This window comes from Caballeronia sp. 11_S32, from assembly GCF_056930355.1.
In genome coordinates this window covers 788,546-801,690 of sequence record NZ_JBXOWH010000003.1, presented here as the reverse complement: position 1 = coordinate 801,690, position 13,145 = coordinate 788,546, and the positions used below count along the sequence as shown (strand labels likewise).

Annotated in this window: 15 protein-coding genes; 10 read left to right on the top strand and 5 right to left on the bottom strand. The window is 64.3% G+C overall.

Features of this window, described 5'->3' with window-relative positions; translation table 11 throughout:
- Nucleotides 1–76: 76 nt before the first annotated feature.
- The 8 genes from AC1Z32_RS15395 (at nucleotide 77) to ruvB (ending at nucleotide 8,220) form a co-directional block, all read left to right on the top strand.
- Entirely contained in the window at nucleotides 77–1,474 is a 1,398-nt protein-coding gene (locus AC1Z32_RS15395) for an aminopeptidase P N-terminal domain-containing protein (protein WP_483479450.1), read from the top strand.
- A 2-nt stretch (nucleotides 1,475–1,476) separates the two neighbouring features.
- On the top strand, nucleotides 1,477–2,673 hold the full coding sequence (locus AC1Z32_RS15390; protein WP_483479449.1) for a UbiH/UbiF/VisC/COQ6 family ubiquinone biosynthesis hydroxylase: 1,197 nt from the start codon (nucleotides 1,477–1,479) through the stop codon (nucleotides 2,671–2,673).
- A 223-nt stretch (nucleotides 2,674–2,896) separates the two neighbouring features.
- Nucleotides 2,897–3,991, top strand: a complete 1,095-nt coding sequence (gene dusB, locus AC1Z32_RS15385) for a tRNA dihydrouridine synthase DusB (protein WP_483479448.1) — start codon at nucleotides 2,897–2,899, stop codon at nucleotides 3,989–3,991.
- Nucleotides 3,988–4,221, top strand: a complete 234-nt coding sequence (locus AC1Z32_RS15380) for a Fis family transcriptional regulator (protein ID WP_008351548.1) — start codon at nucleotides 3,988–3,990, stop codon at nucleotides 4,219–4,221. Before dusB ends, AC1Z32_RS15380 begins: the two co-directional genes overlap by 4 nt.
- Before the next feature lie 64 nt (nucleotides 4,222–4,285).
- Nucleotides 4,286–5,851, top strand: coding sequence for a bifunctional phosphoribosylaminoimidazolecarboxamide formyltransferase/IMP cyclohydrolase (gene purH, locus AC1Z32_RS15375; protein WP_483479447.1), 1,566 nt, complete (start codon nucleotides 4,286–4,288; stop codon nucleotides 5,849–5,851).
- 103 nt (nucleotides 5,852–5,954) lie between these two features.
- Complete coding sequence (gene ruvC / locus AC1Z32_RS15370; protein ID WP_062606281.1) at nucleotides 5,955–6,497, top strand: crossover junction endodeoxyribonuclease RuvC; 543 nt, start codon at nucleotides 5,955–5,957, stop codon at nucleotides 6,495–6,497.
- Between the two features lie 23 nt (nucleotides 6,498–6,520).
- Nucleotides 6,521–7,102: a Holliday junction branch migration protein RuvA gene (gene ruvA / locus AC1Z32_RS15365; protein ID WP_483479446.1), complete on the top strand. Its 582-nt coding sequence runs from the start codon at nucleotides 6,521–6,523 to the stop codon at nucleotides 7,100–7,102.
- 56 nt (nucleotides 7,103–7,158) lie between these two features.
- The gene (gene ruvB / locus AC1Z32_RS15360; protein ID WP_008351556.1) at nucleotides 7,159–8,220 is read left to right on the top strand and encodes a Holliday junction branch migration DNA helicase RuvB; all 1,062 of its coding nucleotides are present in this window, start codon (nucleotides 7,159–7,161) and stop codon (nucleotides 8,218–8,220) included.
- Here the strand turns inward: ruvB and AC1Z32_RS15355 are convergent.
- Genes AC1Z32_RS15355 through tyrS form a run of 3 tightly spaced genes read right to left on the bottom strand, consistent with a single transcriptional unit; the run spans nucleotide 8,217 to nucleotide 10,592 of the window.
- Entirely contained in the window at nucleotides 8,217–8,867 is a 651-nt protein-coding gene (locus tag AC1Z32_RS15355) for a histidine phosphatase family protein (protein ID WP_062606287.1), read from the bottom strand. The two genes, ruvB and AC1Z32_RS15355, sit on opposite strands and share 4 nt — an antisense overlap.
- A 13-nt stretch (nucleotides 8,868–8,880) precedes the next feature.
- Nucleotides 8,881–9,339 (bottom strand): D-aminoacyl-tRNA deacylase, encoded by a 459-nt coding sequence (gene dtd / locus AC1Z32_RS15350; protein ID WP_483479445.1) that lies wholly within the window; start codon nucleotides 9,337–9,339, stop codon nucleotides 8,881–8,883.
- Nucleotides 9,336–10,592, bottom strand: a complete 1,257-nt coding sequence (gene tyrS / locus AC1Z32_RS15345) for a tyrosine--tRNA ligase (RefSeq protein ID WP_483479444.1) — start codon at nucleotides 10,590–10,592, stop codon at nucleotides 9,336–9,338. The genes dtd and tyrS overlap by 4 nt, the downstream gene beginning before the upstream one ends.
- On the opposite strand from tyrS, the gene AC1Z32_RS15340 reads away from it, so the two are divergent.
- Both AC1Z32_RS15340 and AC1Z32_RS15335 read left to right on the top strand, forming a co-directional pair.
- Entirely contained in the window at nucleotides 10,576–10,779 is a 204-nt protein-coding gene (locus tag AC1Z32_RS15340) for a hypothetical protein (protein WP_483479443.1), read from the top strand. The two genes, tyrS and AC1Z32_RS15340, sit on opposite strands and share 17 nt — an antisense overlap.
- 206 nt (nucleotides 10,780–10,985) lie before the next feature.
- Nucleotides 10,986–12,116, top strand: coding sequence for an anhydro-N-acetylmuramic acid kinase (locus AC1Z32_RS15335; RefSeq protein WP_483481640.1), 1,131 nt, complete (start codon nucleotides 10,986–10,988; stop codon nucleotides 12,114–12,116).
- A 54-nt stretch (nucleotides 12,117–12,170) separates the two neighbouring features.
- Here AC1Z32_RS15335 and erpA read toward each other — a convergent pair whose 3' ends face one another.
- Both erpA and rpsI read right to left on the bottom strand, forming a co-directional pair.
- Nucleotides 12,171–12,536 (bottom strand): iron-sulfur cluster insertion protein ErpA, encoded by a 366-nt coding sequence (erpA, locus tag AC1Z32_RS15330; protein WP_483479442.1) that lies wholly within the window; start codon nucleotides 12,534–12,536, stop codon nucleotides 12,171–12,173.
- Between the two features lie 214 nt (nucleotides 12,537–12,750).
- The gene (gene rpsI, locus AC1Z32_RS15325; protein ID WP_061117817.1) at nucleotides 12,751–13,143 is read right to left on the bottom strand and encodes a 30S ribosomal protein S9; all 393 of its coding nucleotides are present in this window, start codon (nucleotides 13,141–13,143) and stop codon (nucleotides 12,751–12,753) included.
- Nucleotides 13,144–13,145 lie beyond the last annotated feature (2 nt).

Genomic DNA, 13,145 nt, shown 5'->3' with positions numbered 1-13,145 from the left:
CGCGCGCCATGAGACCGAACGGCCTATGCCGAATGGCCGAGTGCCGGCATCGCCGGGCCGGCGCTACAATCGGCGCATGAACTCACCGACCGAACTCGCCAGTCCCATCGCCGTCGAAATTTACCGCGCACGTCGCGAGCGCGTGCTCGCCGCGCTGCGTGCGCAAGGCGGCGGCGTCGCCATCGTGCCGACCGCGCCGGAAGTCATGCGCAACCGCGACACGGACTACCCTTTCCGTCACGACAGCTACTTTTACTATCTGACGGGCTTCAACGAACCCGAGGCCACGCTCGTGCTGAACGCGAGCGCGAAAGAGGGCGAGCCCGCGTCCATGCTCTTCTGCCGCGAGAAGAACGCCGAGCGCGAAACGTGGGAAGGCTTCCGCTTCGGCCCCGAGGCCGCGCGCGACGTCTTCGGTTTCGATGCCGCGTTTCCCATCGGCGCGCTCGAACAGGAAATGCCGCGTCTCATCGCCGATAAACCCGCGCTGCACTACGCGCTCGGGACATCGGCGGAACTGGACGCGCAAGTGCGCGGCTGGCTCGCTGCCGTGCGCGCACAGAGCCGCAGCGGCGTGCGGGCGCCTGCGAAGGCTGCGCACCTGCTGCCGCTTCTCGACGAGATGCGCCTCATCAAAGACGCGCATGAAATCGCGATCATGCGCCGCGCCGCATCGATCTCCGCCGAAGCGCACCGCCGCGCCATGCGCGCGTGCCGCCCCGGCATGCGCGAATACGAAATCGAAGCCGAACTCCTGTACACGTTCCGCCGCCACGGCGCGCAGGCGCCAGCGTACGGATCGATCGTCGCGGCGGGCGCGAACGCCTGCGTGCTGCACTATCCGGCGGGCAACGCGATCGCGCGCGACGGCGACCTGATTCTCATCGACGCCGCCTGCGAACTCGACGGCTACGCGTCCGACATCACGCGCACGTTTCCCGCGAGCGGCCGCTTCACGCCCGCACAGCGCGAGCTCTACGACATCGTGCTTGCGGCGCAGGCCGCCGCCGTCGCTGCGACGCGTCCCGGCGTCAGCTTCGACGCGCCGCATCAGGCCGCGTTGAGCGTGCTGTCGCAAGGCCTGCTCGACACGGGCATTCTCGACAAATCGAAATTCGGCAGCGTCGACGATGTCCTCGCGCAACGCGCCTACGCGCGCTTCTACATGCATCGCACCGGACACTGGATCGGCATGGACGTGCACGACGCGGGCGAGTATCGCGAAGCGGACGGTCCGCTCGACGAGCAGGGCGCGCGTCCGTGGCGCATGCTCGCGCCCGGCATGGCGCTCACCGTCGAGCCGGGTCTCTACGTGCGCCCCGCCGACGACGTGCCCGAGCAATACTGGAACATCGGCATCCGCATCGAGGACGACGCTGTCATCACCGAGAACGGCTGCGAGCTGCTCACGCGCGAAGTGCCCGTCGCCGCCGACGAAATCGAAGCGCTGATGCGCGAATCAAACGCAAACTGACCATGAGCGACGTTCAAGGCACCGAACCGCATTTCGACTACGACATCGCCATCGTCGGCGCGGGGCCGGTCGGGCTCGCGCTGGCGGGCTGGCTCGCGCGCCGCAGCGCGACCTCGCGGCTTTCCATCGCGCTGATCGACGCGCGCACGCCCGAAGCCGCCGCGCACGATCCGCGCGCGCTCGCGCTTTCGCACGGCAGCCGCGTGATGCTCCAGCCACTCGGCTTTCCCGCCGACGCCACGCCCATTCGCCGCATTCACGTTTCGCAGCGCGGGCATTTCGGCCGGACCCTGATCGAGCACGACGAGCACGAGTTGCCCGAGCTCGGCTACGTGGTGCGCTACGGCTCGCTCGTCGGGGCGCTCGCAGATGCGGTGCGTGCGACCAAGGTCGACTGGCTCACCGATACCTCCGCGCTCGCCCCGCTGCAGGACCACGACAGCGTCACGCTGCCGCTGCAATCGGCGAGCGGCGAGCGCACGATCCGCGTGAAAGTGCTCGTGAATGCCGAAGGCGGGCTCTATCAGAAGAGCGACGTCACCGCGCCCGGCGAGCGGCGAGCGCGCGATTACGGTCAGACGGCCATCGTCGGCACGGTGAGCGTGTCCGATCCGCGCGCAAATGTCGCTTGGGAGCGCTTCACGAGCGAAGGTCCGATCGCGCTTCTGCCCTGCGGCGGCCAGCGGCACGCGGACTACTCGCTCGTCTGGTGCTGCACACCCGACGAAGCCGCGCGCCGCATGCAGCTCGACGACGACACCTTCCTCGCCGAGCTCGGCGCCGCATTCGGCACGCGCATGGGCCGCTTCACGCGCATCGCGGGCCGCGCCGCCTTCCCGCTCGGGCTGACCGCGCTCGACGTGCTCGTCGACCGGCGCACCGTCGCCATCGGCAATGCCGCCCAGACGCTTCATCCGGTCGCGGGCCAGGGGCTGAACCTCGGCCTGCGCGACGCGCTCGCGCTCACCGACGCCCTTTCCGCCGACGGCCCGCGCCCGCTCGCGCTTGCCCATTTCGCGCAGCGCCGCGCGCTGGACCGGCGCCTGACTATCGGCGCGACGGATACGCTCGCGCGCATCTTCACGGTGGATTTTCCGCCGCTCGCCGCGATGCGCGGCCTCGCCCTCACCGCGCTCGAGTTCCTGCCGCCGCTCAAAACCGCGCTCGCCCGCCAGATGATGTTCGGCCAGAGGCGTTGATCAGGCACGGAAATAGGCAATCGTCTAGGCCAATCCGAAGCACTTATCCTCTATGAACGCCCGTGCTTTCATAGAAGATTTAAAGACTTGCATGCGATTGCTCTTAATTTCAGCACCCGCTTCGCGTTAAAATACGCGTTTCCCCTTCAGCAACGTTGCATCCGCCTGACGCGGCTCCGAATCTTTCCGGACCGCTTTCGCCAGCGCGGATCCTTTAGCCTTCATGCCCACCATCGGTTCACACGTTCTGCGCAATAACCTGTTCGTCGCTCCGATGGCAGGCGTCACCGACCGCCCGTTCCGGCAGCTCTGCAAGCGCATGGGCGCGGGCTACGCGGTGTCGGAAATGGTCGCGTCGAACGCGCAATTGTGGAAAAGCGAGAAGACCATGCGCCGCGCCAACCACGCGGGCGAGGTCGAGCCGATCTCCGTGCAGATTGCCGGCGCCGATCCGCAGATGCTCGCCGAAGCCGCACGGCACAATGTCGCGAACGGCGCGCAGATCATCGACATCAACATGGGCTGCCCGGCGAAGAAGGTCTGCAACGTGGCGGCCGGGTCGGCGCTCTTGCAGAACGAGCCGCTCGTCGCGCGCATCGTGGAAGCCGTGGTGCAGGCGGTTGGCGTGGGGCCGGACGCCGTGCCCGTCACGCTCAAGATCCGCACGGGGTGGAATCGCGAGAACAAGAACGCGCTGACCATCGCGAGGATCGCGCAGGACGCGGGCATTTCGATGCTCACCGTCCACGGCCGCACGCGCGCCGATCTCTACAAGGGCGACGCGGAATACGAAACCATCGCGGCGGTGAAGGCATCGGTCAAGATTCCGGTGGTCGCGAACGGCGACATCACCACGCCGGAAAAAGCGCGTGACGTGCTCGCCGCGACCGGCGCCGACGCCATCATGATCGGCCGCGCGGCGCAGGGGCGTCCGTGGCTGTTTCGCGAGATCGAACATTTTCTGAAGACGGGCGAGCGCCTGCCGCCGCCGCGCATCGACGAGATCCAGCAGGTGATGAACGAGCACCTCGAAGATCACTACGCCTTTTATGGGGAATTCACGGGCGTTCGGACTGCGCGCAAGCACATCGGCTGGTACACTCGCGGCCTTTCCGGCGCCAACACCTTCCGGCACCGGATGAATACGCTGGACACGACCAAAGAACAATTGCTCGCTGTTAATGAATTCTTCGACGCTCAAAAGGCGTTGTCGGACCGTCTCGTCTATGTGGACGAGGCCGGTGACGCCGATGACGCTGACGGCGAAGAATCGTGCGGCGGGCTCGACAACACGACAGACCGATTGATTGCCGCATGAGCAGACATAACATCGAACAATGCGTCCGCCAGAGCCTCGACAACTATTTTCAGGACCTGGACGGATCCAACCCGCACGACGTATACGACATGGTGATTTCGTGCGTGGAAAAACCGATGCTCGAGGTGGTGCTCGAGCAGGCGGGCGGAAACCAGTCGCTCGCGGCCGAGTATCTCGGCATCAACCGCAACACGTTGCGCAAGAAGCTTCAGCAGCACGGATTGATTTGATTCATCGGACTGGGGCGCGCGCCTTGGTCCGGCCTGTTTTCCCTTCTCGGTTTCAGTGTTCATCATGATCAAGCAAGCGCTCATCTCCGTCTCCGACAAATCCGGCATCGTCGATTTCGCCAAATCGCTGTCGGAACTCGGCGTCAAGCTCCTCTCGACCGGCGGCACGGCGAAACTGCTCGCCGACGCCGGCCTGCCCGTGACCGAGGTCGCCGATTACACCGGCTTCCCGGAAATGCTCGACGGGCGCGTGAAGACGCTGCATCCGAAAGTTCACGGCGGCATCCTCGCGCGCCGCGACCTGCCCGAGCACATGGCCGCGCTGGAAAAGCACGACATTCCGACCATCGATCTGCTGGTCGTGAACCTTTATCCGTTCGTGCAAACAGTGTCGAAGGAAGAATGCTCGCTGGAAGACGCGATCGAGAATATCGATATCGGCGGCCCGACGATGCTGCGCTCGGCGGCGAAGAATCATCGCGACGTGACGGTGATCGTCGATCCGGCCGACTACTCCGCCGTGCTCGACGAAATGCGCGCGAACAATAATTCCGTCGGCTACAAGACGAACTTCCGTCTCGCGACCAAGGTGTTCGCGCACACCGCGCAGTATGACGGCGCGATCACGAACTATCTGACGAGCCTGACCGAAGCGCTGCAGCACTCGGATCGCAACACGTATCCGGCCACGTTCAACCTCGCGTTCGACAAGGTGCAGGACCTGCGCTACGGCGAGAATCCGCATCAGAGCGCGGCGTTCTACCGCGATCTGTCGGTGCCGGCGGGCGCGCTCGCGAACTACGAGCAGCTGCAGGGCAAGGAGCTGTCGTACAACAACATCGCGGATTCGGACGCCGCGTGGGAATGCGTGAAGACGTTCGACGCGCCGGCCTGCGTCATCATCAAGCACGCGAATCCGTGCGGCGTGGCGCTCGGCGCGAACGCCGCCGAAGCGTACTCGAAGGCGTTCCAGACCGATCCGACTTCCGCGTTCGGCGGCATCATCGCGTTCAATCGCGAAGTCGACGAAGCCGCGGCGCAGGCTGTCGCGAAGCAGTTCGTCGAAGTGCTGATCGCGCCTTCGTTCAGCGAGGCGGCGCGCGCCGTGTTCGCGGCGAAGCAGAACGTGCGTCTGCTGCAAATCGCGCTCGGCGATGGACACAACAAGTTCGACCTGAAGCGCGTGGGCGGCGGCCTGCTCGTGCAATCGCTCGATGCGAAGAACGTGCAGCCGCACGAACTGCGCGTCGTGACGAAGCGCCATCCGACGCCGAAGGAAATGGACGATCTGATGTTCGCGTGGCGCGTTGCGAAGTACGTGAAGTCGAACGCTATCGTCTTCTGCAGCGGCGGCATGACGCTCGGCGTCGGCGCGGGCCAGATGAGCCGCGTGGATTCGGCGCGCATCGCGGGCATCAAGGCGCAGAACGCCGGTTTGACGCTGAACGGCTCGGCGGTGGCGTCGGATGCGTTCTTCCCGTTCCGTGACGGCCTCGACGTCGTCGTGAACGCGGGCGCGACCTGCGTGATCCAGCCGGGCGGCTCGATGCGCGACGACGAAGTGATCGCCGCGGCCGACGAGCACAGTGTCGCGATGATCTTCACCGGCACGCGTCATTTCCGTCATTAAGCATCACGGCTTCATTTAAGATTGGCCTGTTTGCGCTCTGGAAGGCGCAAACAGGCCATTTTGATTTTGACGACGCCTTTTTGACAACGCGTAACGCGAACGAATGAGAATCCTAGGCATCGACCCCGGCCTGCGCGTGACGGGCTTCGGCATCATCGACAAGACGGGGCACACGCTCAATTACGTGACGAGCGGCGTCATCAAGACGGCCGAGGCGGATCTGCCTTCGCGTCTCAACACGATCTTCAGCGGCATCTCGACGCTCATCGCGCAGCACAATCCGGATCAGGCGGCGATCGAAAAGGTCTTCGTCAACGTCAATCCGCAATCGACGCTCTTGCTCGGCCAGGCGCGCGGCGCGGCCATTTGCGGGCTCGTCGCGAGCGGCGTGCCGGTGGCCGAATACACGGCGCTGCAACTGAAGCAGGCCGTCGTCGGCTATGGACGCGCGACGAAGGAACAGATGCAGCAGATGGTCGTGCGGCTTCTGAGCCTCTCCGGCGTGCCCAGCACGGACGCCGCCGACGCGCTCGGCATGGCCATCTGCCACGCGCACGGCGGCACGGGTCTCGCGACTTTGGGCGGCATCGCGCCGGGGCTCGCGAAGAAGGGCTTGCGCGTGCGGCGCGGCAGGCTCATCGGCTAAATCTCTTCTACGAATACCAAAACATGATCGGTCGCATCGCCGGCGTTCTGCTGGAAAAAAATCCGCCGCATTTGCTCGTCGACTGCAACGGCGTCGGCTACGAAATCGACGTGCCGATGAGCACGTTCTACAACCTGCCGAATACCGGCGAGAAGGTGGTGCTGCTCACGCAGTTGATCGTGCGCGAGGACGCGCATCTGCTGTATGGCTTTCTCACCGCGCAGGAGCGCTCGACGTTCCGCGAGCTTCTGAAAATCAGCGGTATCGGTGCGCGCATGGCGTTGGCGGTGCTGTCGGGCATGAGCGTGCAGGAACTGTCGCAGACCGTCACGACGCAGGACGCGGCGCGTCTCACGCGCGTGCCCGGCATCGGCAAGAAGACGGCGGAGCGCTTGCTGCTCGAACTAAAGGGCAAGCTTGGCGCGGATCTCGGTTCGGCGGCGGCGGCTGTTTCGGCGTCGGATCACGCATCCGACATTCTCAACGCCCTGCTCGCGCTCGGCTATTCGGAGAAGGAAGCGCTCACCGCGATCAAGAACGTGCCGGCGGGAACCGGCGTGTCGGAGGGGATCAAACTGGCGCTGAAATCGCTGTCGAAGGCGTAATTGCCTAGGCCATTCGGCCAGCTTCGCCGCAAAAAAGCTCGCTGTACAATCGACCCATGATCGAAACCGACAAACTCGCCGCCGAACGCGTCATCTCGGCCTCGCCCGTCTCGCCGAACGAGGAAGCGTTCGAGCGCGCGCTGCGCCCGCACAAGCTCGATGAATACATCGGGCAGGAAAAGGCGCGCGGCCAGCTCGAAATCTTCATCGAAGCGGCCAAGCGCCGTTCGGAGGCGCTCGATCACGTGCTGCTGTTCGGCCCGCCGGGCCTCGGCAAGACGACGCTCGCGCATATCATCGCGCGCGAAATGGGCGTGAATCTGCGGCAGACGTCGGGGCCGGTGCTGGAGCGCGCAGGCGATCTCGCCGCGCTGCTCACCAATCTCGAAGCGAACGACGTGCTGTTCATCGACGAGATTCACCGGCTGTCACCGGTCGTCGAGGAAATCCTGTATCCGGCGCTCGAGGATTATCAGATCGACATCATGATCGGCGAAGGGCCGGCCGCGCGCAGCGTGAAGCTGGATCTTCAGCCGTTCACGCTCGTCGGCGCGACCACGCGCGCGGGCATGCTGACGAATCCGCTGCGCGACCGCTTCGGGATCGTGTCGCGGCTGGAGTTTTATAACGCGAGCGAACTGGCGCGCATCGTGTCGCGATCGGCGTCGCTGCTGAAGGCGGAAATCGTGCCCGAAGGCGCGCTGGAAATCGCGAAGCGCTCGCGCGGCACGCCGCGTATCGCCAACCGCCTGCTGCGGCGCGTGCGTGACTACGCCGAAGTGAAAGCGAATGGCATGATCACCGCCGACGTCGCCGACAAGGCGCTCAAGATGCTCGATGTCGATCCTGTTGGCTTCGACCTGATGGACCGCAAGCTGCTCGAAGCGATCCTGCACAAGTTCGATGGCGGGCCGGTCGGCGTGGACAATCTCGCTGCGGCCATCGGTGAAGAGCGCGATACCATCGAAGACGTGCTCGAACCGTATCTGATTCAGCAGGGCTTTTTGCAGCGCACGCCGCGCGGCCGTGTCGCGACGATGCTCACGTATCGCCACTTCGGCCTCGCGGCGCCGGATGCGGGGCCGATCCGCGATCTCTGGGATACGAACAACGGCTAAGCGCGCTTGCGCAGACTATCGTCGTCGGTATCGGTGGAAAGATGGCTGATATCGCCCCACGAGACGACCGTCGCACCGCCGTCCGCATAGTCCACCACGTTCACGCTGCAATTGAGCAGCGGCCAGTTGCGCGGCTCCTGCAGCGAGAGCTTCATCGCGAACCGGTAAATGCAATCGAGCACCCCGCCATGCGCGACCACCGCGACGCGCCCGCCCGGGTGCGCCGCGACGATCGGCTCCATGGCATGCACGACGCGGTGATAGAACACGCGTTGCGATTCGCCGTCGCCGGGCGGTGCGAAACCGGGGTCGCGCGTCTGCCATTCCACGTATTCGGCGGGAAACTTGTCGTTGATCTCGTCGCTGTCGTGGCCCTGGAACGCGCCGTAGAAACGCTCGCGCAGCCCCTCTGACAACCGCAATTCGAGCCCGAGCGCATCTGCGAAAGGACGCGCCGTCTGCTGCGCGCGTTGCAGATCGCTCGAATAGACGGCATCCATCCGCCCTTCGCGCGCGAGCCGCTGACCGAGTTGTTCCGCTTGCAGGAAACCGTGTTCGGACAAGGGGATGTCCACATGCCCCTGGATGCGCTTGATGCGATTCCAGTCGGTTTCGCCGTGTCGAATGAAAAGGATCTGGGTCGTCATAGGCTTTTCGAGATCAGGGCCGCACTTGCAGCCAGAACGTTACCGGCCCGTCGTTCACGAGCGAGACCTGCATTTCCGCGCCGAACTCGCCCGTCTCGACGATAGGATGAGTCGCGCGCGCCCGCTCGACGAAGTAATCGAAGAGCCGCTTGCCTTCGTCGGGCGGCGCGGCGGGCGTGAAGCTCGGGCGCAGGCCGCTCGACGTATCGGCGGCGAGCGTGAATTGCGACACCAGCAGGACGCCGCCCGCTTGTCCCGCGCCGTCCATGTTGGAGACGGACAGGTTCATCTTGCCGGCGGCATCGCTGAACACGCGGTAGGCGAGCATCTTCGCGAGGAGCTTGTCGGCGGCGGCTTCGTTGTCGCCGCGCTCGGCGCAGACCAGCGCGAGCAGGCCCGCGTCGATCGCGCCGGTCACGCGCTCGCCCACGCGCACGTCGGCGCGTTTGACACGCTGTATCAGAGCGATCATGCCGAGAGCGTCACGCGAGCAAAGCGCCGCTTGCCGACCTGCACGACGAACTCGCCCGCCTCGACCTTCAACGCCTTGTCCGAAACGGTCGCACCGTCGATCTTCACGCCGCCCTGCTCGATGTTGCGCAGCGCTTCGCTCGTCGACGGCACGAGTCCCGCCTGCTTCAGCAATTGGCCGATCGCGAGCGGCGCGCCCGCGAGCGTCACCGACGGAATATCGTCCGGCACGCCGCCCTTCGCGCGATGGTTGAAGTCGTCGAGCGCGCGCTCGGCATCCGCCGACGAATGGAAGCGCGCGACGATTTCCTGCGCGAGCATCACCTTGAAGTCGCGCGGATTACGCCCGCCTTCGGCTTCCCTCCTCAAGCGCGCGATCTCCTCGATGCTGCGGAACGACAGCAGTTCGAAGTAACGCCACATGAGCACGTCCGAAATGCTCATCAGCTTGCCGAACATCTCGGTGGGCTTCTCGCTGATGCCGACGTAGTTGTTCTTCGACTTCGACATCTTCTCGATGCCGTCGAGACCTTCGAGCAGCGGCATCGTCAGAATGCATTGCTGCTCCTGACCATACTGCTTCTGCAATTCGCGGCCGACGAGCAGGTTGAATTTCTGATCCGTGCCGCCGAGTTCGAGATCCGAATTCAGCGCGACGGAGTCGTAGCCCTGCATCAGCGGGTACAGGAATTCATGGATCGAGATCGGCACGCCGCTTTGGAAGCGCTTCGTGAAGTCTTCGCGCTCGAGAATGCGCGCGACCGTGTAACGCGACGCGAGCTTGATCATGCCGTCGGCGCCGAGCGGCATCGACCATTCGCTGTTGTAGCGGATCTCCGTTTTCTCGCGATCGAGCACGAGCGACGCCTGCTCGAAGTACGTCTTCGCGTTCATTTCGATCTGCTCGCGCGTGAGCGGCGGGCGCGTCGCGTTGCGGCCGGACGGATCGCCGATCAGCGACGTGAAATCGCCGATCAGAAAAATGACGTGATGGCCGAGATCCTGCAACTGGCGCATCTTGTTCAGCACGACCGTATGGCCAATGTGAATGTCGGGTGCGGTCGGATCGAGACCGAGCTTGATGCGCAACGGCTTGCCCGTCGCGGCGCTCCTCGCGAGCTTTTGCGCGAATTCGTCTTCGATCAGCAGTTCGTCGCAGCCACGCTTCGCGATGGCGAGCGCGCTCTTCACTTCGTCGGTGATCGGGAAGCTCTGCGCGCCGGGCGCGGAAGAAGCGTTGGAATCAGTGGTCATGCTTGCGGCTTGTGAAGTCAAAAGGGTTCGATGGCTGGCGACGCGGCGGCAAGATGGTGCCTCGACGCTGTCGCTGCGATCCGGCGGCGCGGCCGGAAAAGACGCCGCTTCGTTGAAAGCGGCGCGCGCGGAAAATGATGAAAATCGCGCGCAATTGCTTGTTCAGGCTCAGGATTTTACGCGATGACGCGGTCGTTCGCGCCTTTTCGTGTCGTTTCGGGCCGTTTTGCGCGCCTTTCCGAGCTTCGGAATGCGCCGTGTGATGCTGACACGCATTAGACGCATCTTAACGATTCGGTCCGTAACGCGGATAATCGCCGCTTGGCAAGCGACGCGGCAACGCGGCAATACGGCATCGAAGAGGAGAGCGGCGTGGGAAAGAAAACCGAAGCAATCGAAACCGGCAAGGCAGACGGCGTGTACTTCGGTTTGATGTCTGGCACCAGCATGGACGGCGTTGACGGCGTCGCGGTGCAGTTCGCGACCGGCAAACCGCCCGTCGTGCTCGGCGAGGCGCACGTTTCCTTTTCGAAGGGCTTGCGCGATGCGCTCTTCGAACTGCAAGCGCCTGGCGAAAACGAGCTCGAGCGCGAGGCGCTCGCGGCCAACGCGCTCGCGACGCGCTATGCCGTCTGCTGCCACGAGCTGCAGAGCATGAGCGGCTATTCGGCGACGAAGGTGCGCGCGATCGGCGTGCACGGGCAAACGGTGCGGCATCGGCCCGAAAGGGGCTACACGCGGCAGATCAACAATCCGGCGCTGCTCGCGGAGATGACCAACATCGACGTCGTCGCCGATTTCCGCAGCCGCGACGTCGCCGCCAGCGGTCAAGGCGCGCCGCTCGTGCCGGCTTTTCACGCGACGGTGTTCGGCGCGAAAAACGAGACGCGGGTGGTGTGCAATCTCGGCGGCATCAGCAATATCACGATTCTGTCGGCGAACGGCGAGGTGCGCGGCTTCGATTGCGGCCCGGCCAACGCGTTGATCGACGAGTGGGCGTTGCGCCATCTGCAAAGACCCTACGATGATGGCGGGAAATTCGCGGCGCAAGGCGAGGTGCATCAGCCGCTGCTCAACGCGTTTCTCGACGAGCCTTTCTTCGAGTTGGCGCCGCCGAAGAGCACCGGCCGCGACCTGTTCAATCCGGTGTGGATGGATGCGAAGCTCGCCGCGTTCGCGAGCCTCGCCCCCGCCGATGTCCAGGCGACGCTCACCGCACTCACCGCGATGACCGTCGCACGTGAGATCGTCCGCCACGCGTCCGATACGCGCGCCGTGTACGTGTGCGGCGGCGGCGCGCGCAATCCGGTGCTGTTGTCGATGCTGCAACAGGCGCTCGAAGACAGCGGTGTCGCGGGCGTGCCCGTCATGACGACCGAAGCGCTCGGCGTGCCGCCGCAGCAAGTGGAAGCGCTGGCCTTCGCATGGCTTGCGATGCGCTGCGTCGCGCGTGAACCGGGCAATCTGCCGGCCGTGACGGGCGCGGCGGGCGATCGCGTACTGGGCGCGATCTATCCGCGTTAACGAAAAAACGGAGCCACGAAGGCTCCGTTTTCTCACAACGCCGGAAATGCGCGCTTAAACCGAGAACGACGAACCGCAACCGCACGTGGTCGTGGCGTTCGGGTTCTTGATGACGAACTGGGCGCCGTTGATATCGTCCTTATAGTCGATCTCCGCGCCGACGAGATACTGATAGCTCATCGAGTCGACGAGCAGCTGCACGCCCGCCTTGTCCATCACGGTGTCGTCTTCGTTGATTTCCTCGTCGAACGTGAAGCCGTACTGGAAACCCGAGCATCCGCCGCCTTGCACGAACACGCGCAGCTTCAGATCCGGATTGCCTTCTTCGTCGATCAATTGCTTGACTTTGTCCGCAGCCGCGTCGGTGAAGACGAACGGCATCGGCATTTCGGTCGTGGGGGTGTCGCTGACAGCGCTCATTCGAATTCTCCAATTAAGCTTCTAAGCGATATTGTAGGGCCGATCTCGAAATCGTGCCGAATGTCCATGAAATCAAGAGGCTATATGCAAATTCGACACGCTTCTGCCTGAACGCGCCAAAACGAAAAAACCGCCGGCACACGGAGTGCGGGCGGTTTTTGCAGCAGCTTCGCCGGTGAGCCGGGAGACCCGGGCCGGCGAAACGCCAAAGCGCTTAACGCTTCGAGAACTGCTTCCGGCGGCGTGCCTTGTGGAAACCGACCTTCTTACGTTCCACTTCACGCGCGTCGCGGGTGACGAAGCCTGCGTTCGACAGTTGCGACTTGAGCGTTGCGTCGTAGTCCATCAGCGCGCGGGTGATGCCGTGGCGAACCGCACCGGCCTGACCCGTTTCACCGCCGCCCGACACGTTGACCTTGATGTCGAACGTGGTGCCGTGGTTCGTGAGTTCCAGCGGCTGGCGCACGATCATCAGCGACGTTTCGCGCGAGAAGTAGTCGGCGATGGGCTTGCCGTTGACGACGATGTCGCCCTTGCCCGACTTGATAAAGACACGAGCGACGGCGCTCTTGCGGCGGCCCGTACCGTAGTTCCAGTTACCGATCATGT